This window comes from Pseudomonas sp. Fl4BN1 (genome assembly GCF_009908285.1).
In the GTDB taxonomy this organism is placed as follows: Bacteria; Pseudomonadota; Gammaproteobacteria; order Pseudomonadales; family Pseudomonadaceae; genus Aquipseudomonas.
In genome coordinates this window covers 1-19,509 of record NZ_JAAARM010000005.1, presented here as the reverse complement: position 1 = coordinate 19,509, position 19,509 = coordinate 1, and the positions used below count along the sequence as shown (strand labels likewise).

The 19,509-nt window shown below is 59.2% G+C and carries 16 protein-coding genes; 5 read left to right on the top strand and 11 right to left on the bottom strand.

Features of this window, described 5'->3' with window-relative positions:
- Positions 1-77 precede the first annotated feature (77 nt).
- The 3 genes from GV818_RS07165 to GV818_RS07155 all read left to right on the top strand — a co-directional run bounded on the left by GV818_RS07165 (position 78) and on the right by GV818_RS07155 (position 5,621).
- Positions 78-1,010 carry a lipid A biosynthesis lauroyl acyltransferase gene (locus GV818_RS07165; RefSeq protein ID WP_161755894.1) on the top strand — a complete coding sequence of 311 codons (933 nt, stop codon included), beginning with the start codon at positions 78-80 and terminating at the stop codon, positions 1,008-1,010.
- Between the two features lie 50 nt (positions 1,011-1,060).
- Complete coding sequence (locus tag GV818_RS07160; RefSeq protein ID WP_161776196.1) at positions 1,061-2,230, top strand: patatin-like phospholipase family protein; 1,170 nt, start codon at positions 1,061-1,063, stop codon at positions 2,228-2,230.
- Between the two features lie 271 nt (positions 2,231-2,501).
- Positions 2,502-5,621, top strand: a complete 3,120-nt coding sequence (locus GV818_RS07155; protein ID WP_256679436.1) for an autotransporter outer membrane beta-barrel domain-containing protein — start codon at positions 2,502-2,504, stop codon at positions 5,619-5,621.
- 80 nt (positions 5,622-5,701) lie between these two features.
- Here the strand turns inward: GV818_RS07155 and denD are convergent, their stop codons facing one another.
- On the bottom strand, positions 5,702-6,685 hold the full coding sequence (gene denD, locus GV818_RS07150; protein ID WP_161755892.1) for a D-erythronate dehydrogenase: 984 nt from the start codon (positions 6,683-6,685) through the stop codon (positions 5,702-5,704).
- Positions 6,686-6,700: 15 nt separating this feature from the next.
- A complete protein-coding gene (locus GV818_RS07145; protein ID WP_161776195.1) occupies positions 6,701-8,011 on the bottom strand; it encodes an MFS transporter in 1,311 nt (436 codons plus the stop codon).
- A gap of 161 nt (positions 8,012-8,172) precedes the next feature.
- Between GV818_RS07145 and GV818_RS07140 the strand changes: the two genes are divergently transcribed.
- On the top strand, positions 8,173-8,958 hold the full coding sequence (locus GV818_RS07140) for a FadR/GntR family transcriptional regulator (RefSeq protein ID WP_161776347.1): 786 nt from the start codon (positions 8,173-8,175) through the stop codon (positions 8,956-8,958).
- A gap of 104 nt (positions 8,959-9,062) precedes the next feature.
- Here GV818_RS07140 and GV818_RS07135 read toward each other — a convergent pair whose 3' ends face one another.
- From GV818_RS07135 to puuE, 7 genes are all read right to left on the bottom strand, one after another.
- Complete coding sequence (locus tag GV818_RS07135; protein ID WP_161755890.1) at positions 9,063-9,848, bottom strand: outer membrane protein OmpK; 786 nt, start codon at positions 9,846-9,848, stop codon at positions 9,063-9,065.
- 639 nt (positions 9,849-10,487) lie between these two features.
- On the bottom strand, positions 10,488-11,846 hold the full coding sequence (locus tag GV818_RS07130) for a nucleobase:cation symporter-2 family protein (RefSeq protein ID WP_161755889.1): 1,359 nt from the start codon (positions 11,844-11,846) through the stop codon (positions 10,488-10,490).
- A 170-nt stretch (positions 11,847-12,016) separates the two neighbouring features.
- On the bottom strand, positions 12,017-13,330 hold the full coding sequence (locus GV818_RS07125; protein ID WP_161776194.1) for a urate hydroxylase PuuD: 1,314 nt from the start codon (positions 13,328-13,330) through the stop codon (positions 12,017-12,019).
- Positions 13,331-13,382: 52 nt separating this feature from the next.
- Entirely contained in the window at positions 13,383-13,886 is a 504-nt protein-coding gene (locus GV818_RS07120; protein WP_161776346.1) for an ureidoglycolate lyase, read from the bottom strand.
- 120 nt (positions 13,887-14,006) lie between these two features.
- Positions 14,007-15,002: an allantoicase gene (gene alc, locus GV818_RS07115; protein ID WP_161755887.1), complete on the bottom strand. Its 996-nt coding sequence runs from the start codon at positions 15,000-15,002 to the stop codon at positions 14,007-14,009.
- 97 nt (positions 15,003-15,099) lie between these two features.
- Complete coding sequence (gene uraD / locus GV818_RS07110) at positions 15,100-15,615, bottom strand: 2-oxo-4-hydroxy-4-carboxy-5-ureidoimidazoline decarboxylase (RefSeq protein ID WP_161755886.1); 516 nt, start codon at positions 15,613-15,615, stop codon at positions 15,100-15,102.
- On the bottom strand, positions 15,612-16,538 hold the full coding sequence (gene puuE, locus GV818_RS07105) for an allantoinase PuuE (protein ID WP_161776193.1): 927 nt from the start codon (positions 16,536-16,538) through the stop codon (positions 15,612-15,614). Before puuE ends, uraD begins: the two co-directional genes overlap by 4 nt.
- 425 nt (positions 16,539-16,963) lie before the next feature.
- Between puuE and uraH the strand changes: the two genes are divergently transcribed.
- Positions 16,964-17,317, top strand: a complete 354-nt coding sequence (gene uraH / locus GV818_RS07100; RefSeq protein WP_161755884.1) for a hydroxyisourate hydrolase — start codon at positions 16,964-16,966, stop codon at positions 17,315-17,317.
- Between the two features lie 106 nt (positions 17,318-17,423).
- On the opposite strand, the gene GV818_RS07095 is transcribed toward uraH, so the two are convergent.
- On the bottom strand, positions 17,424-18,050 hold the full coding sequence (locus tag GV818_RS07095) for a LysE family translocator (protein ID WP_161755883.1): 627 nt from the start codon (positions 18,048-18,050) through the stop codon (positions 17,424-17,426).
- Positions 18,051-18,112: 62 nt separating this feature from the next.
- A complete protein-coding gene (locus GV818_RS07090) occupies positions 18,113-19,462 on the bottom strand; it encodes an NCS2 family permease (RefSeq protein WP_161776191.1) in 1,350 nt (449 codons plus the stop codon).
- Positions 19,463-19,509 lie beyond the last annotated feature (47 nt).

Genomic DNA, 19,509 nt, shown 5'->3' with positions numbered 1-19,509 from the left:
GCGAGAACGCCCGCGGGCCGCAAGCCAGGTCGAACCGATGTAGAATGCGCGACCTTGTTGTCTGTCCGGAATCTGTAATGGATCGCCCGCGTTTTCGAGCTGCATTCTTGTTTCCACGTTTCTGGCCGCTGTGGCTGGGGCTTGGCGTGTTATGGCTGATCGTCCAGCTGCCTTATCCTGTGCTCCTGCAAATCGGTCGTGCCCTGGGGGCGCTGATGTACCGGGTCGCCGGTGAGCGGCGGCGAATTGCCAAGCGTAACCTGGAGCTGTGTTTCCCGGAAAAGTCCCCCGAGGAGCGCAAGCGCTTGCTCAAGGAAAACTTCGCCTCTACCGGGATTGCCTTCTTCGAGATGGCCATGAGCTGGTGGTGGTCCAGGTCGCGCCTGGCGCGCCTGGCCCATGTCGAAGGATTGGAGCACCTCAAGCAGGCGCAGCGTGAAGGTCGTGGGGTGATTCTCATGGCCCTGCACTTCACTACCCTGGAAATCGGTGCGGCATTGCTGGGGCAGCTACACACCATTGATGGCATGTACCGCGAACACAAGAACCCGCTGTTTGATTTCATCCAGCGCCGTGGCCGTGAGCGACACAACCTTGACTCCCTGGCCGTGGAGCGCGAGGACGTACGTGGCATGCTCAAACTGCTGCGCTCCGGTCGAGCGATCTGGTACGCGCCGGATCAGGACTACGGCGCCAAGCAAAGTGTGTTCGTGCCGCTGTTCGGCATCCAGGCGGCTACTGTCACCGCCACCAGTAAGTTCGCTCGTTTGGGCAAGGCCTTGGTGGTGCCCTTCACCCAGGAACGCCTGGCCGACGGCAGTGGCTACCGTATGGTGATCCATGCGCCATTGGCGGATTTCCCTGGAGCCACTGAAGAAGAGGATTGCCTGCGAATCAATCAATGGGTTGAGAGCGCGTTACGCGCCTGTCCCGAGCAATACCTCTGGGCCCACCGACGCTTCAAAAGCCGGCCGCCGGGCGAGCCCAAGCTCTACAAGAAGCGCGGCTGACTCCCTGGCATTGACTACCGGCCCTTGTGCGCCATGGATGGAGTGAATTGATGAGTGCGGCGGAACCGGTTACAGGGTTGATTCTTTCCGGCGGTGGTGCCCGGGCGGCCTACCAGGTAGGTGTGCTGGAGGCGATTGCCGAGCTGTTGGGGCCGGGTGTACGCAATCCGTTTCCGGTGATCGTCGGCACGTCCGCCGGGGCTATCAATGCCGTGAGCCTGGCCAGTGGCGCCACAGATTTTTCGATGGCGATCCAGCGTCTTACGGCATTCTGGCGTAGCTTGCGCAGCGATCAGGTGATGCGCAGTGATTGGCCTGGAGTGATTCGTCAGGCCAGCCGTTTTGTTGGCCACAGCTTGTTGGGCCTGGGCGCCCAGGTACCGGTGGCGCTGATCAACAACTCGCCACTGCGGGAGTTGCTCAACCAGCACATGCATCTTTCGGGAATCAACCAAGCCATCTCCCAGGGACAGTTGCACGCGGTGGCGGTGACGGCCTTCGGCTATGAGTCCGGCCAGGCAGTGACGTTCTATCAAGGCGGCGGAGTGATCGATCCCTGGCTGCGCCATCGGCGGATCGGTATTCCCACTCATCTGACGGTCGATCACTTGCTTGCCAGTTCGGCGATCCCGCTGTTGTTCGCACCGGTGAAGCTTGATCAGGAGTATTTCGGCGACGGTGCGGTACGCCAGTCGGCGCCCATCAGCCCGGCTTTGCACCTCGGGGCCAGCCGGGTGCTGGTGGTTGGGGTCAGCGGCAACCCGCGGGGCAACGACCCGGACAACACCATGCAACGAACCTACACCGGGCAGCAGCCGACTCTGGCGCAGATCGGTGGGCATATGCTCAACAGCACCTTCATTGACAGCCTGGAAGGCGATATCGAGTTGCTGGAGCGACTCAATCACTTCAGTCGGTTGTTACCTGGCAGTACTGCTGATCGCGGCCTGGCTATCGCGCCGGTGGAAGTGCTGGTGATTGCCCCGAGCCAGCCGATCGATGAGATCGCCGCACGGCATCGGCAGGAGTTGCCGGCGGCGCTGCGGTTGTTCCTGCGTGGGCCGGGAGCGACCCGGACCAGCGGTGCGGGGGTCTTGAGCTACCTGTTGTTCGAAGCGGCTTACTGCAGTGAGCTGATTGAGTTGGGGCGTAGTGATGCCCTGGCCAAGCGTGAAGAGTTATCACGCTTTCTTGGGCTGAGGGGCACGTCGTTGGCCTGAGGCTGCTGTCATTGATGAGCTTTTGTCGCTGCCATGCGCGATGGGCTGGCAACGCATGTGCCTGTGTCTTCCTCTCTAAAATCGCGTTTCTCTGTGATTTATAGCCGCGATGATTATTTAAGAATCCTCTCATTACAAAGGTCTCGGATGACTTGGATTATGGCGGTGATCAATGTCGATCATCATTCTCGCCGCCCTTCCTAATGTCGCTGACTGTTAATTGCCGAGGTTTTCTTAGGAGGTGGCGGCTGTAGTACCGCAGGGAGGGGGTATGCAGCGATTTTTCCGCTTGACGCTGTTGGGCATATTTACAATGCCTTTGTCAGGTTTGGGGCTGGCCAGTGACTATGGCCAGGTCGATATCTCCGATCCCACTGGCAGCAGTTCGATGAACCTGTCTCCGGGCGACTCCGTGACCTATGACGGCCCGGGCGCGGCCATCGACGTTTCGATCAAGGGTAATAGCCTGAGTGCTGAAGGGATCACCGTCAGTGCCGGTTCGCCAGTCGGATCTTTTACCGCAGGGGTCAAGGCCAGCAAGGGCGGACGTGTGAACTTGGCCGACAGTCAGGTGCTCAGCTATCGCACCTATGCGCTAGAAGCTGTAGGTGCCGATAGTGTGATCAATGCTTCCGGCACTTCGCTCGTCTCCCTGAGTTCGTTTGGTGCGTACGCACATCTTGGTGGCCGCATCACACTTGATGGCGGCAGCATCAGCACTACAGGGTCCTATGGTTATGGGGTGGACGCCTCGGACGCGGGGTCAGTCCTGACCGCCAGCAACCTGACGATCTCCACCAACGGCAATAACGCGGATGGTGCGTCGGTGGTGGGTGGCGCCTCCATGACGCTGGAGGCGGTCGCGATCAATGCCACAGGTGCTTCCGCCGAGGGTCTGTATGTCAGGGGGGCGGGTTCGACACTGGCCTTTATCAATAGCCATGGAGTATCTGCCAGTAGCTTTGGCGCGCGGGTTGGAGGTGGGTCGTTCTCCATGCTGGGTGGCAGCCTCACTGGCCATGATGATGCGGTGTATCTGGGATATGACTATGACGGTATCGGGTCGACTGCCGATATCCGCGATGCAACGTTGATCTCCAGCAACGGCTATGGACTCAACCTCAATGGCGACAATGCCAGTGCGACGTTGAACAACGTCAGCATCATTACCTCCAGCTCCAAAGCGGGTGGAATATTCATGTTCATGCCCGGGTCGAAGTTGATTGCCGATCGATTCAGTATTGATAATCAGGGGACTGACAACGCTCGCGGACTGGACAATCGCGCCGGGCAGGCAACGCTGACGAACGGCAGCATCACCACCCATGGCGTTAATTCATATGGCTTGTACCTGGTGAGTCAGTTCGATAACGCCAGTATTCATGCGAGCCGTGTCGGCATCGAAACATTCGGCGCCGGATCCATCGGTGCGTTGTCGCTACTCTCTGGGTCCGAGCTGCGTCTAGACCAGTCCTGGGTTACCACTCACGGGAGTGGTGCATCAGGTCTTGTGTTGGGCAATGGCGCAATGGCGAGCCTGGAGAGCTCCCGGCTGACCACTCACGGAGATGCTGGGTCTGGTATATGGAGTTATGTCACCAGCGGAACGGCAAGCAATACCCTGTCATTGACCGACAGCCATGTCAGTACCCAGAACGCGGCGGCTCTGCTGGTCAGCGGCGGCAATCACCGATTTACCCTGATTGACTCAGACCTTGTGGCGCGTAGTGCCGGGCAGGAGGCACAGGGAGTTGTTCTGCAGACTGGCCAAGGATCTTTAAACAACGTTCTTATCGACACTGGGCAAGTCAGTGTGGAGGCCAGTGGTTCATCGCTGACTGGCGACGTTTTTGCCCAGAGCGGCAGAGTGGATCTGAGTCTTAGAGCCGGCTCGGTGCTGAACGGCGCGGTGTATTCCGATGAGGGTGGGCGGGTCAATAGCTTGCTGCTTGACGCTAGCAGCCAGTGGAATGTGCGCAACGATTCGACATTGGGCACCCTGAGCAACAGTGGCACCCTGGCGTTCGTCGCAGCGCCGGGCAATGGTTTCAAGACCTTGACGGTTAACGACTATCTTGGGGGCGGCACGCTGGTGGTCAACACTCAACTGGGTGACGACAACTCCCCCACCGATCGAATGATCATCGACGGTGGCGCGGCAAGTGGCAAAACTGCCGTGCGCGTGCTCAATGCCGGAGGTGTAGGCGGGCTGACTGAGGAAGGGATTCGCCTAGTTCAGACGATCAACGGGGGCACCAGCACCGCTGATGCCTTCTATCTGGACAGCGGCTCCAGTGGTTATCGTGCGAGTGCGGACAGTCTGTCGATCAATGGCTATGAGTACAGCCTGGCTCAGGGGGGGAACGCAGGCTTGGCTCAGGACTGGTATCTGATTTCCCCGCCCGGCTCGGTTCGTCAAGTTGCGCCGGAAAGTGGCGCTCATGTTGGCAATCAGATGGCCACCAGGACGATGTTCAGCCATAGCCTGCAGGACCGTGCAACCAAGCGTAGCCTTGCTGCCGATGGCCAGGACTCGGGGCTTTGGCTACGTGTCCAGGGGCGTCATGACAATGGTTTGCGCATGGCTGAAGGCAAGGTCGATATCGATTCCAGTAGCGACATGGTGCAGTTGGGCGGGGCTTTGCTACGCAGGCCTCTGGGCATGGAGGGCGCGTTCTATGCCGGGCTGATGGCGGGTTATGGCGATGCGCGGATCGACTCGACCTCGGCCTTGATACGCCGAGACACCGATACTGCCGTTCACTCTCGAGCGCATGGCAAGGTTTCAGGGTATTCGGTGGGGGGGTACGGCACGTTTTACGCTGATGATGTCAGCCGGCTTGGTGCCTATGTCGATACCTGGTTGCAGTACGGTCGTTATACCAACCAGATCAGCAGTGAACTGGGGTCTGCCAGCTATGATTCGACCTTGTGGTCGGCATCGATCGAATCGGGCTATGGATTCTTGCCGTTCGCCACGGGCTCCAGCTTGAGTGAGTGGGTTTTCGAACCTCGTGCGCAACTGATCTATAGCCGCTATGCCGCCAAGAATGCGCAGCTGCAAAGCACTGGCATGCGCAGTACGGATGCCGATGCCTGGAGTTCCAGTACTGGAGTGCGGTTCTACCCGAAGGCCTGGCAAGATTTGGCAGACTTGGCGATCCGCCCCTTTGTCGAAACCAACTGGCTGCATACCGAGGGCACCCCTTCGGTGCAAATGGGCTCGACAACATTGAGTGCACAGCCATCGCGTGATGCCTTGGAGTTGAAGCTGGGGGTGAACATTCGCGCCAGTCGAGAGTTAGAGGTTTCCAGTCATGTGTTTGGCCATGAAGGCAGTGCCGGGCAGTACGGGTATGGTGGGCAACTGAACCTGAGCTATAGCTGGTAACGCTGGCAGGTTTATCAGGGGTACGTGTCTGATATCTGGCAAGGGCGATGGCCCCCTGGCCATGGGGGCCATCCATGGCGTTATTGCATTGAGTGCGGCAGGTAGTCCTGCATGAACTGACGGATCACACTGGCAAAGTCCTCATCCGCCGTGAAGCCCAGTTCCCGGGCGTAAGACGCGCTGAACGCGCCCGGCCAGGAGCCGACGATACGCTCGATGTTGGCATCCGGGCGTAGCTCAATACGCTGGGCCGCCTCGTCTCCCGCCACCTCTCGTAGTGCACTGATCATCTGTTCCACTGTCAGTGAAAGGCCAGGCATATTGATGACCGGGCCTTGGCTCAAGCGCGCCCCAGTGAGTTCATGGCCGTGAATCAGATTGGCAATGGCCTGAGCCGGAGACATCAACCACAGTCGGGTATTCAAGGCTACCGGGCAGACACTAGGCTGGCCGTGGAGCGGTTCACGGATGATACCGCTGGCAAAGCTGGACGCGGCAAGGTTCGGTTTGCCCGGACGCACGACGATGGTCGGCATGCGCAAGCTTCGGCCATCGACGAAGCCTCGTCGGCTGTAGTCCGCGAGTAGCAGGTCATTCATGGCTTTCTGGGTGCCATAGGAGCTCTGTGGAGCCCAAACCTGATCATCGCCGACGGTATCCGGTAGCTGGCCACCGAAGACCGCGACGGAGCTGGTCATCACCCACTTCGGGCAGGTGCCCAACTGGCGTGCCCGTTCCAACAGGTTTTGGGTGGCACTGAAGTTGACCCGCATCCCCAACTCGAAGTCACTCTCCGCCTGGCTGGAGACCACGGCGGCCAGGTGAAAGATGCTATCGGTGTCGGCGTCGATCAAATTGGCCAGTACCTGTTCATCGGTGATATCTCCGCCTTTGACCTGAACCCGAGGGTCATCGAGACCCTGCACGGGTTCCCGGTCGAACGCGATGATTTGGCTGATGGGCTGCAGTTGGCCGTGACGGTCGGTCAGTGAGCCACGCTGCAGCAAGGCTGCGATCAGGCGTCGTCCAAGAAAACCGGCCGCGCCAGTGACAAGAATATTCATGAGTGACTCCAATGATCAGCGATTGACGAGTTTTCCGGGAATTTTGAAGACCAGCAGGGCGCCGATGAACAACGCGCTGGCCATGACGTACATGCCGATCGTGGTGCTCTGGGTCAGGTCTTTGAGAAAGCCCATCAGGTAGGGCGAAACAAAGCCCGCAAGGTTGCCCCAGGAGTTGATCAGGGCAATGCCGGCCGCCGCTGCGGTACCGCCGAGAAAGGCCGTGGGCAGGCTCCAGAACAGAGGCAGGGTACTGAAGGCACCCATGGCGCCCAGGGTCAGGCCGATCATCGACACGGTGAAGTTGTCACTCCAGGTGGCGGAGATCATCAGGCCTATGCCACCGAGCACCGCAGTCAACGCCAGATGCCAGCGGCGTTCGCGCAGTCGGTCAGCACTACGGGAGATCAGCACCATGGTCAGCGCCGCTGCGGCGTAGGGAATTGCCGTGAGCATGCCGACCTCGAACACATCGCTCACGCCTGCCTGGCGGATCAGCGAAGGCAGCCAGAAGCCGACGGTGTAGAAGCCGGCGATCATGCAGAAGTAGATAGCGGTCAGCAGCCAGATCCGCGGCTGCTTGAACACTTGCCTGACGCTATGAATCTGATGGCCGTCGGTCTCGGCGTCGATCCGGGTCTGTAGCAGTCCTTTCTCTTCGCGGGTCAGCCAGCCGGCATCGGCGATACGGTCGCTGAGGCAGTAGATCACTAGGCCGCCGACGAGGATCGATGGCAAGCCCTCGAGGAAGAACATCCATTGCCAGCCGGCAAGTCCGTGATAGCCATTGAGGGCGCTCATGATCCAGCCGGACAAGGGTGCGCCAATCAATCCCGAGAGTGGTACGGCGGTGGCGAACAGGGCATACATCTTGCCGCGGCGGTTGGTAGGGAACCAATACGACAAGTACAGAATGACCCCGGGGTAGAACCCTGCTTCGGCAATACCCAGCAAAAAACGCATGACATAGAAGGAGGTGGGGGTGCTGACGAAGGCCATGCACGAGGAAATGATCCCCCAACTGATCATGATGCGGGCGATCCACAAGCGCGCACCGACCCGATGCAGGATCAGGTTGCTGGGGATTTCCACCAGGAAGTAGGCGATGAAGAAGATCCCGGCGCCCAGGCCGTAGACCGCTTCGGAGAACTGCAGGTCTTCGGACATCTGCAACTTGGCGAAGCCGACGTTGACCCGGTCCAGGTAGGCCACCAGGTAGCACAACAGCAGCAACGGTAGGATGCGCCAGGCGACTTTGCGATAGGCCAGGTCCTCGAACGTCGCGGTGGTGGAGCGGGCAGCTGTTTGCGACAGTGATTCAGGCATGTCTTTACCCATCCTTGTTTCTTGTATTTGGGTGATTTTGTTTTTATCGGACTCGCTGAGGTGTCTTAGATATCATAATACATCATACGAATTCAATGGTCGGACAGTGAACGGGACGGCGTGCCTGAAATGCAGTACCGTTAGCCAATTTGAATACAGAGATACCCATGTCGAAGCCTGATAACACTTCCCTTGCCGTCGATTCTCTGACAACGCTCAAGGATTCGGCCAAGGGCACGCTGGCGGATCAGGTAACCGCAGCACTCAAGGCACACATCGCCAGTGGTGAGGCCTTGCCGGGCTCGCGCTTGCCCACTGAACCTGTCCTGTCCGAGCGTTTTGGCGTTAGCCGTACGGTTATCCGCGAGGCGGTTTCGCGCTTGAAGTCAGCCGGCCTGGTGGAGGTGCGTCAGGGCAGCGGCACCGTGGTCTGCGAGGGTGCACATATCAAGGCATTCACCATTGATCTGGATGTGCGCGGGTCAATCGAGGCGGTGCTCAGGGTCACCGAGTTACGGCGTGGCATTGAAGGCGAGGCAGCGGCGCTGGCGGCTCAGCGGCATACCCCTGAACATTTGCAGGCTATTCATCAGGCGTTGCAGGCCATCGATATCGCCGAGCAGGCGGGCCAGGACGGTGTTGAGCAGGACTTGGCATTCCACTTCTCGATTTCCCAAGCCACCGGTAATCCGCTGTACCCCTCGCTGCATGAGTTCATTGCGCAGTTCATCAAGGAGGCGATCCGCATCACCCGCTCCAATGAGGAGCGCCGACGGGATCTGACACGCACAGTGCATGACGAACATTTCGCGGTCTATGCGGCGATCGCGGCGCGGGATGTCGAGGGCGCGCGGCAGGCGGCGCTAAGCCATATTCACAATGCGGTGGAACGGCTCAAAAGTGCCGATCCGGCATTTTGGCGGGACCCTGGATCGCGCCTTGCCTGATGGCGAGGGGCGAGGCCGCAGTTTGATCTAGCGCCGAGGCTGCGCATCGACCTGGGTTGCCTGCTCTCATCGGTGACATGAGAGCAGGCCGTGTCACGCACCCATCAGAAGTGGTACTTGACCAATAGGCTGGCGGTATCCTGGTTGGTCTCGAAGGCGCGGGAGTCCTGGATGCCGTACTTGTTCTTCCAATAGTCGTACTCGAAACCGACGTACAACTGCTTGGCACCCCAGTTCAGTGCCTTGCCCAGGTCGTACTTGACCTGCGGGTTGAAGTGCAGGTTGGCGTGGTAGGTACCCTTGGAGTTCTGGTCGTTGTCCACCACCCAGTCCATGTAGCCGTCGATCAGGATGTCCGAGCGCCCCATAGGGATGGTGTAGGACCACACCGGAGTGATCTGCCAGACGTTGTCACCCGGGCGGCTGCCCTCGGTGTGGCGCTGATAGAAGTTCAACTGGAAGTAGTCGAAGCCGGGCACTGCCAGATCGAAGCCCGGGCCGATCAGGTAGGACTCGTTGTCGCCTTCGCCGAATTCGTAGGTGAACGCCAGGAGCACATCCTTGATCGGGCCAAACTCCAGCTTCTGGTCGAAGATCTTGCCGAACGACAGCCGCGGACTGAACTCACCGTAGTAGGTATCCGGGCCAACGTTGCCGTCTTCCTTGCCGTTGTAGAAGATGCGGTCGAGGAAGAAGAAGTTGTCGCCGTACTTCCAGGCATCGGCATGTTCGAAAGTCACCGTTTGTTGAATCTGCGGATTGACCTCGAAGTTCTTGCCGTACAAGTAAGTCAGGCTGTTGTTCTGCCATTGCAGTAGGTCGCCAGCTACGGCCTGCCCTCCGGCCAGCAGGCTGGCGGCCAGCATCAGGCGTGTGCACATCGGTTTCATTCGGTTGCTCCCAAAGTAGGTAGTTCCACGTTTTTTGTCTCGGCGCTCTGATTTGGCGCCTTTTCTCTTGCTGTAAAAAACCATCCGATCGGTCAGCTTTTTTGCTTTTAGCAAGAGCTGAGCCAAGGCCGAAAAAAAGCAAAAAAACTCACGCCCGGCTGTTGCGATACAGTCGGTCGAGAGTTTTTTCAGCATTGATTTCGAATGCCTTGATACCTGTCTGGGCCGGGATAAGTTGGCTTTCAGGTCAGGTTTTTCATCCGGGCTTTTTTTTAGACCAGATTTGCGCGGCCGCGGAGAATACTGGCTCCCACGGCAGGGCTCAAGTGCTCCGCAACAGCGCACTTGCAGCCACTTTGGGGCAGGCATGCCGGCCATCTCAGAAAAGCATCCGTAATGGCTGGCAATAGGAGAGGGGTGACTGCGAGCAGTCAGGGTCATCACCTGGCGTCGATGGCCGTTGAACGGCCACCCTCAGACGAAGCTGGGCAGGCTGCATGATTGTTGCTCCCTGTTTGTTTTTATTTTCAAGGCGCAGCGTTTAGCGGGCAGTGGTCGGTCTTTGACTGACGATCGCTGCGGACATACATGAAAGATGAAGCAAGGCTCAGGGCGCCGATCCAGCGCCCTGGTCACGACTCAATGCTGATGAGCTTCCTGAGGACTGCTGGTGGCTCGCTCGGTGCCTCCAAGGATGTTGAACAGCAGGTTCAACAGCAATGCACTCAAGGTCGCCATGGCGATGCCGCTGTGGGTAATGGGGCTCATCCACAGCGGTAGGTGGGCAAAGAACTCCGGACGGACCACTGGAATCAGGCCCATGCCGATGCTCACCGCTACCAGCAGCTGATTGCGTCGATCGGCGATGTCGGCTTCCTGGAGGATCTTGATCCCAGTGGCCGCCACCATGCCGAACATCGCGATTGCCGCACCGCCCAGTACTGCCGGAGGAATTGAAGCCACCAGAAAGGCCGCCTTGGGCAGCAGGCTGAGGATGATCAGCAGGCCGCCAGCGACTATGGTCACGGAGCGGCAGCGGACTCCGGTCATCTGCACCAGGCCAATGTTCTGGGCGAAGGAGGAATGGGTGAAGGTATTAAGAAAACCGGCGAAGAAGGAGGCCCCGGCGTCACAAAGCAGGCCACGACGCAGCATGCGTGGAGTCACTTCCTGGCCGGTAATCTTGCCCAGGGCGAGGAACATCCCGGTGGACTCGACGAAGATGATCACTACCACCAGGCACATGGACAGGATCGGGGCCAGATGGAACGTCGGCATGCCGAAGTGCAGTGGCGTGACGATTTGCAACCAAGGCGCCTGGGCCATGCCACTAAGGTCCACCATGCCGATCAGGCCGCACAATATGTAGCCCAGGCCCATGCCGATCAGCACCGAGATATTCACCCAGAAACCACGCATGAAGCGATGGATCAGTAGGATAGTGCCCAGCACCAGTGCGGCAATGCTCAGATAGATCGGTGAACCGAATTGCGCAGCGGTGCTGCCGCCGCCGGCCCAGTTCACCGCCACGGGAAACAGTGATAAACCGATCGAGGTGATCACCGTTCCCGTGACCAGGGGGGGGAAGAAACGCACCACTTTGGACATGAACGGGGCAATCAGCATGCCGAAGAAACCGGCGGCGATGGTGGCGCCGAAGATCCCCTGCATGCCGATACCGGGCATGCCGGCCATCGCCACCATGCTGCCTACGGCGGCGAAACTGGCTCCCATCATTACCGGCATGCGAATGCCCATGGGGCCGATACCGAAGGATTGGACGATGGTGGCGATCCCGGCCACCAGCAGGTCGGCGTTGATCAGGAAGGCGATTTCTTCACGACTCAGGCCCGCGGCCTGTCCGATGATCAGCGGTACCGCAATTGCACCGCCATACATCAGCAGAACGTGTTGCAGCCCCACCAGGATCAGTTGCAGGAAGGGCAAACGCTGGATGGCGGGCGCATCGGGGACGCACTGTTCGGATGAATCGGACATGCAACACCTCGGATCTTTTTTATTCTTGTGATTTAACCGCTGCGTGGTTGCGCACAGCGTGTCTGCAACAGGTGAATGTTGATCGGCTGAGGGCAAGCAAGCCCGCCCCTACAGATAAGTCCGGTTCTGTAGGGGCGAGCTTGCTCGCAGAGCAGCCTGACAGGCTCTGATCAGTTGGTCTGGGCTCCCTGGGCAATCCAGGCGCCGATCAGTTCACGTTCCTGCTGGGTCATCTGGGTGATGTTGCCCAACGGCATGATCTGACTGGCAACAGCCTGGGCCTGGATGCGTGCAGCCTGCAGGCGGATCTGTTCGGGGGTATCGAACATCACTCCGGCTGGTGCAGTGCTGAACAGGGGGCTGGTGGGCTTGGCCGAATGGCAGACCGCGCAACGCTCCTGAATCACACTGTGCACCTTGTTGAACGTGGGGCCCGTATTGGATGCCTGCGCCGGTGCCGGTGCGGTTGCTGCCGGGGTTTCCGCGGCCGTCGGCGTTGCGGGCTTGGCACCACCACCCAGGGCGGTTTCCGGCAGTGGCTGGTACTCGATCTGGGCAGGAGTCTTGGCTACTTCAGGGGTGCTTGGGGCTGGTGTCGGCCCCGTCACGTAAGCCAGGCAGATCATGCCCAGTGCCGCGACCGGTAGGGTCCAGGCAAACTTGTGGCTGTCGTGACGGGTGTTGAAGTAGTGACGGACCAACACTGCCAGGACCGCGATACCGGCCAGGATCAACCAGTTGTACTGGCTGCCGTAGGTGCTCGGGAAGTGGTTGCTGATCATGATGAACAGCACGGGCAGGGTGAAGTAGTTGTTGTGACGCGAACGCAGCAGGCCCTTGGCCGGCAGGCTCGGGTCCGGGGTGCGGTTTTCCGCGATCGCCGCCACCAGCGCGCGCTGGGCCGGCATGATGATGCGGAATACGTTGCCCACCATGATGGTGCCGATGATCGCGCCCACATGCAGGTAAGCGCCACGGCCGCTGAACACCTTGCTGAAGCCATACGCCGCGCCGATCAGCAGGAGGAACAGGATGAGGCCGAGCAGGGCGGGTTTCTTGCCCAGTGGCGAATCGCAGAGGAAGTCGTAGACGAACCAGCCTGCGATCAACGCAGCGACGCCGATGGCTACACCTTCAGGACCGCTCAGGCCGCTGCCAGGGGCAACCAGATAGAGCATCGGGTTGAGATAGAACACCAGGCACAGCAGGGCGATCCCTGACATCCAGGTGAAGTAGGCTTCCCACTTGAACCAGTGCAGGTTCTCCGGCATCGAGGGTGGAGCCAGCTTGTATTTTTCCAGGTGGTAGATACCACCACCGTGAATCGCCCAGAGGTCGCCGGACAGGCCATCCTTGGGATTGACGCGGTTGAGATTGTTCTCCAGCCAGACGAAGTAGAACGATGCGCCGATCCAGGCCACACCCGTGATCATATGTATCCAACGCACGCTCAGGTTGAGCCATTCCAACAGATGTGCTTCCACAGTCTTTACCTCTTGCCTGTCACCCTTAGTTGTTGGGTGATCAGACCTTCTCTTATTGGTGGGGGGCGAGGATCAAACGCTCATCCTCTTTGAAGAAATGCTCATCGCAGTTATTGCCATTGCCACTGCGATCAACCACCAGGAAGTCATCCCGCTTTTCGATCGTCAGCACCGGGTGGTGCCAAACGCCGCGATGGTAATTGATGCCCTGCCTGCCATTACTGACAAAGGCGCGGACCAAGCCTGATACAGGTTCATCGCCAAGTGGCGCAACCACGATCAGAAAAGGGTTGCCGAGCAGCGGAATGAAAGCCTGGCTGCCCAGCGGATGGCGTTCCAGCATGCAGATGGTCATGGGCATTTCCTGCGCATCGGCGCGGAAGATGCTGATGATTGCCTGATCCTCCGGCTGGGCGGTTTCAACCGTCGCCAGGCGGTGGAAGCGCATGGTCGAACCATTGTTGATCATGAAGTGATCGCTGCCGTCGGTTTCGATCACGTCACCAAAGGGGGCGAAGGCTTCTTTGCTCAGGGGCTCAATCATTAGTGTGCGCATGCTGTTCTTCTTATCTTGAGTGGGTGTTGGTCTGTTTGTATTGCCATCGCGAGCAAGCTCGCTCCTACACACTTGCACGCGAACCAGCAGGAGCGGGTTTGCCCGTGATCGAGGGCACCTTTATTTCGCCACCTTGCCCAGGATGCGCAGGCGGCTGACGCCTCCATCCGGGAATAGGTTCAGGCGGATATGGGTAATCGGCCCCAGCGCCTTGATCTGCTCGGCGAAGCTATGCTCGGCGTGCATTTCCAGCTTCTGGCTCGGCAGCAGTTCACGCCAGAACAGGCTCTGGGTTTCAATCTGGCTGTCGGTGCCACCCTTGACGAAGGCGCCCTGTATCGAACAGGAGTCCGGGTAGTTGCCCTTGAAGTGCAGGGTATCGACGATGATCTTCTCGATTTCACCGGCGTGACCCAGGGCGATGATCACCCAGTCATTGCCCGGGGTACGACGACGGGCGGTTTCCCAGCCGTCGCCCATGTTGATGCCTCGACCCGGGTTAAGGATGTTGCCCATGCGCCCGAAGTGTTCATCGGAGCAAGCCAGGGCGCGCCCGCCGTTGAGGGCCGCAGCCAGGTCGACTTGTTCATTGTTGCCGATGGTCGACCAGTCGCGGTATGGAACGCCGTAGACCCGCAGACGGGCTACGCCGCCATCCGGGTAGATGTTGAAGCGCAGGTGGCTGAACGGCTGGTCGTTGTTGATCTCGTGATAGTGGTGGCTGTTGCCTTGCAGCTCGACCGCCGACAGCACTTCGACCCACAGGGTGTCATCGGTGGGTTCGCCTTCAGGCAGGAAGCAGGCTTCCAGGGACGCCGATGGTGGGAAATTGCCGGTGAAGAATGAGGTGTCGATATCCACGCCCTTGATTCGGCCGGGTACGCCCAGGCGGATCACTGCGCTGTCGTAGCCTTCGAAGCGTTTGCGGCGCGATTCCCAACCGTCCATCCATTTGCCGTTGTCATCGAACACGCCTTCCTTCCATACCGCCGGGGTGGGTTGGAACAGCCGATTCGCGTCAGCGAACCAGTCATCGGTGACCGAGATTATCTTGGTGCCCAAGCGGGCATCGGCCAGGTTGACGAACTTCTCGAAAGGTACGGCGCAAGCTTTCATTTTTCTTGTCTGCCTTGAAATAGGTGGCTGGAGATGCCGCAGGGCCCTGGTGGTGGCACAGGCTGAGCCGATTTCTCGGGGCGTCAGGGGTTGGCCGCTACAGGCTCAGTAGTCGGAACAAGGCGATTTTGTTGATCTCTGCCAGCGCGCACTTGAACTCGGTATCCACCGAGTTGTGGATACGAGTTTCGAACGCTGCGAGGATCTGATGCCGGTTGCTGCCTTTCACCGCCATGATGAACGGAAACTTGAACTTGGCCTTGTAGGCATCGTTCAGTTCGGTGAAGCGCTGAAACTCTTCGGCCGTGCACTGATGAATACCGGCGCCAGCCTGTTCATGGGTGCTGGCTTCGGTCAGCTGTCCCTGGACAGCAGCTTTGCCGGCCAGGTCCGGGTGAGCGTTGATCAGTGCCAGTTGGCTGGCGTGATCGGCGCTCAAGAGAATATCGCTCATGCGCTGGTGCAAGGTTTCGATCTGGTCGACGGAAGCGTCGAGGCCCAGGTCATAGGCTTTTTCAGCAACCCATGGGGAGTGTTCGTAGATATCGGCGAAGGCTTTGACAAAGGCTTCGCGGCTCAGGGTCGAGGGCTTGAGGCTCTGGAAGGCAGTCATTTCGCCGCTCCCTGGTAAGGATGGGTCTGTTGCCAATGGCGGGCGATGTCGACCCGGCGGGTGAACCAGACCTGTTCGTGGCCTTTGACGTATTCGATGAAGCGCTTGAGCGACGCCAGGCGTGCCGGACGGCCTATCAGCCGGCAGTGCAAACCGATGGAAAGCATCTTCGGCGCTTCGGCGCCTTCAGCGTAGAGCACATCAAAGGCGTCTTTCAGGTAGTGGAAGAAATCGTCTCCGGTGTTGAAGCCCTGTACCTGAGTAAAACGCATGTCGTTGGTGTCCAGGGTGTAAGGGATCACCAAGTGCGCTTTGCCGGTCGGATTATTGGGCTCCCAGTAGGGCAGGTCATCGTCGTAGGTGTCGCAGTCATAAAGGAAGCCGCCTTCCTCCATCACCAGGCGCCGGGTGTTCGGGCCGGTGCGGCCGGTGTACCAGCCCAGGGGGCGCTCGCCGGTGATTTCGGTGAGGATGCGGATCGCTTCGAGCATGTGCTCGCGTTCCTGGGCCTCGTCCATGTACTGGTAGTCGATCCAGCGGTAGCCATGGCTGCAGATCTCGTGGCCGGCCTCGACCATGGTCCGGATCACATCCGGGTGACGCTGGGCGGCCATGGCTACGGCAAAGATGGTCATGGGAATGTCGAATTCCTTGAACAGCTTGAGGATCCGCCAGACCCCGGCACGGCTGCCATACTCGTACAGCGACTCCATGCTCATGTTGCGCTCGCCCTGCAGCGGCTGCGCCGAAACCATTTCCGAAAGGAAGGCCTCCGATTCCTTGTCGCCATGAAGGATGTTGCGCTCGCCACCTTCCTCGTAGTTGAGCACGAAGGACAGTGCGACTCGGGCATTGCCTGGCCAGTGAGGGTGAGGAGGGGTGGAACCGTAACCGATCAGGTCGCGAGGGTAGTCAGCGCTCACTGCAGTCTTCCTTCTTGTTCGTGATGACGTTGGCGTGGCGGGACCTGAAGCTGGGAAGCCAGGTAGGCGTCACTGCGATGGGGTGATTGTATACAAGTTTATGATCACTTTGTAAGCCTGATTTTTTGCATTTTTCCGCATTCGTCGCTATGGACGGTACCTGCAAGAAACTTGCCTGAATGGTCAGTTAATGGATCGCAAGTCGTCTGTTGCCGTGCTGTTGAGGTCGACTCATCAGGTGTGGGAAAGCAGCCGCCGAGGGTGAATGTTTGTGATTATTATTGTGTACAATTTTTTTTAAAAGTGTCTTAATCATCGCCTCGTCACAGCCTTTCATCCGCCGAATCGCCGTGGCTCCCTTTTAATCACTGACTTCGGGAGGCGCGAGGCCTGAACGCTTCAGTTGCGCCAGGCACGCAGAATCAATGGGACGTTTGACTACACACGTTTTGGATGCCGCACATGGCTGCCCAGGCAGCGCTATCAAGGTCGAGTTGTACCGGATTGAAGGGACCCAGCTGGAGTTGGTCGCCAGTACCCTGACCAACAGCGACGGCCGTTGCGATGCGCCACTGCTGCAGGGTGATGACTACCGTTCCGGGGTGTACCAACTGCAATTCCATGCCGGCGACTACTACCGCGCCCGTGGCGTGCAACTGCCCCAGCCGGCTTTCCTCGATGTGGTGGTGCTGCGGTTCGGCATCAGCGCTGAGCAGGAGCATTACCACGTGCCGTTGTTGATCTCGCCTTACAGCTATTCGACCTACAGAGGAAGCTAGGACTTTCCCCCAAGAATCCTGCGCAAATAGCTTCTTTGGTCTTTGCCCGCTCACACTGCGGGCTTTTTTTCGCCTGTTACATAGCCTTCGCCGGCAAGTAATGTGTTCAACGACTCAGCAAGGACGCAGCACCGGCGCTGCTGAACAGTCCGGCGCTGATGCGGTTGAACCAACGTTGACCCTTGCCGCTGCGCAAGTAGCGCGCAGCACCGTGGGCGCTGAGGCCGTAGGCCAGTTTGCAGGCCAGGTCCAGCAGGGTCCAGGTGACGATCATGACCAGCAGTTGTGGCAGGAATGGCTGCTGGGTGCTGAGAAACTGCGGCAGGAAGGCGGCGAAGAACAGAATGTCCTTCGGATTGCTGGCTCCCAGGACAAAGGCGCGCCCGAACAGTGCGCGAAAGCGCGGTTTCGGTGCGGCTTCAGGCACCACGGCGCCGTGGGATGGTTGCCGCGACTGCTGCCAGCTCTGCCAGGCGAGATAAAACAGATAGAGGGCGCCGACAACCTTCAGGGCGCTGAACAGTTGTTCCGAAGCCAGCAACAGTGCTCCCAGGCCCAGCGCCGAAGCGTTCAACAGGCAGATTGAGGCCAACACCCCGCCAAGAAAGGCCGGGTAGGAGCGACGCAGCCCATAGTTCAGGCTGTTGCTGATCATCAGCAACGACAAAGGCCCCGGGATCAGGATCACTACCAGAGCAGCAGCACCGAACAGCAGCCAGGTTTCCAGGCTCATCACTTTTTCCCTAATGCACAAAGGCCCCATCCGACAGGATGGGGCGGATAAAACAGGCGGGCTTACAAGAAAATGAACTTGGCGATGAATATCGCGCACAGTACATACAGGCTGATGGAGATTTCCTTGTGTTTACCGGTCCCGGCCTTCAGCACCACGTAGGTGATGAAACCCAGGGCAATACCATCAGCGACGGAAAAAGTCAGGGGCATCATGATCGCCGTGACAATCGCCGGAATGCTGTCGGTGGCCTCGTCCCAGTTGATATGCGCCATGCCGCCCATCATCAACATGGCCACGTAGATCAAGGCGCCGGCAGTGGCGTAGGCGGGGATCATGCCTGCCAGTGGGGCAAAAAACATGGCGGCAATGAATAGCACGCCCACGGTCACTGCAGTAAGACCTGTCCGACCACCCGCGGCCACACCTGCGGCACTTTCCACGTAGCTGGTCACTGGCGGCACCCCAACCACTGCGCCGAAGACGCTGGAGGCACTGTCAGCTTTTAGCGCGCGGGAGAGGTTTTCAATCTTGCCATCAGCGTTCACCAGGCCAGCGCGCTGAGCCACGCCCATCAGGGTGCCGGCGGTGTCGAACATGTGTACGAAGAGAAAGGCCAGGACCACGCTGATCATGCTGACGTTGAACACTCCGGCGATGTCCATGGCCATCCAGGTCGGCGCCAAGCTCGGCGGGGTCGACATAATGCCGTTGTAGTGCACCAGGCCCAGGCCCCAACCGGCCAGGGTCACGGCGATAATGCTGATGAGAATTGCGCCGAACACCCGGTGATAGCTGAGCACCGCGATCATCAGAAAGCAGATGGCCGCCAGCAGCGGACCGGGCTCGCGCAGGGAGCCGAGCTTGATCAGGGTGGCCGGGCTATCGACGATGATACCGGCGGTCTTCAGGCCGATCAGTCCAAGAAACAGTCCGACCCCGGCGCCCATGGCGAAACGCAGGCTTACCGGAATACTGTTGAGCAGCCATTCACGGATCCGTGACAGGGTCAGGATCATGAACAGCACGCCGGAGATGAATACCGCGCCGAGAGCGGTTTCCCAGTTGTAGCCCATGGTGCCGACCACGGTGTAGGTGAAGAAGGCATTGAGGCCCATGCCCGGTGCCAGCCCCACCGGCCAGTTGGCGTACAGGCCCATCAACAGGCAGCCCAGGGCGGCGGCGATGCAGGTGGCAACAAAGGCGGCGCCATGATCGATGCCGGCGTCGGCCATGATGTTGGGGTTGACGAAAATGATGTAAGCCATGGTGATGAAGGTTGTCAGACCGGCAATCAGCTCGGTCTTCACCGTGGTGCCATGCAACCTGAGTTTGAAGATGCGCTCCAGCCAACGGCTGTTCAGCGAGGGCGAGAGGTCCAGCGAAGAGGCTTCGGATTTGCGGCTTTCCACAGCAAGTACTCCTCAAGAGTTTTATTGTTTTTTCTAGAACCGGGCAC

Bases quoted from the DNA above. Each gene is read 5' to 3' on its own strand.
- GV818_RS07165 (WP_161755894.1), top strand. From the start codon at position 78: ATGGATCGCCCGCGTTTTCGAGCTGCATTCTTGTTTCCACGTTTCTGG.
- GV818_RS07160 (WP_161776196.1), top strand. From the start codon at position 1,061: ATGAGTGCGGCGGAACCGGTTACAGGGTTGATTCTTTCCGGCGGTGGT.
- GV818_RS07155 (WP_256679436.1), top strand. From the start codon at position 2,502: ATGCAGCGATTTTTCCGCTTGACGCTGTTGGGCATATTTACAATGCCT.
- denD (WP_161755892.1), bottom strand. From the start codon at position 6,685: ATGAATATTCTTGTCACTGGCGCGGCCGGTTTTCTTGGACGACGCCTG.
- GV818_RS07145 (WP_161776195.1), bottom strand. From the start codon at position 8,011: ATGCCTGAATCACTGTCGCAAACAGCTGCCCGCTCCACCACCGCGACG.
- GV818_RS07135 (WP_161755890.1), bottom strand. From the start codon at position 9,848: ATGAAACCGATGTGCACACGCCTGATGCTGGCCGCCAGCCTGCTGGCC.
- GV818_RS07130 (WP_161755889.1), bottom strand. From the start codon at position 11,846: ATGTCCGATTCATCCGAACAGTGCGTCCCCGATGCGCCCGCCATCCAG.
- GV818_RS07120 (WP_161776346.1), bottom strand. From the start codon at position 13,886: ATGCGCACACTAATGATTGAGCCCCTGAGCAAAGAAGCCTTCGCCCCC.
- alc (WP_161755887.1), bottom strand. From the start codon at position 15,002: ATGAAAGCTTGCGCCGTACCTTTCGAGAAGTTCGTCAACCTGGCCGAT.
- uraD (WP_161755886.1), bottom strand. From the start codon at position 15,615: ATGACTGCCTTCCAGAGCCTCAAGCCCTCGACCCTGAGCCGCGAAGCC.
- uraH (WP_161755884.1), top strand. From the start codon at position 16,964: ATGGGACGTTTGACTACACACGTTTTGGATGCCGCACATGGCTGCCCA.
- GV818_RS07095 (WP_161755883.1), bottom strand. From the start codon at position 18,050: ATGAGCCTGGAAACCTGGCTGCTGTTCGGTGCTGCTGCTCTGGTAGTG.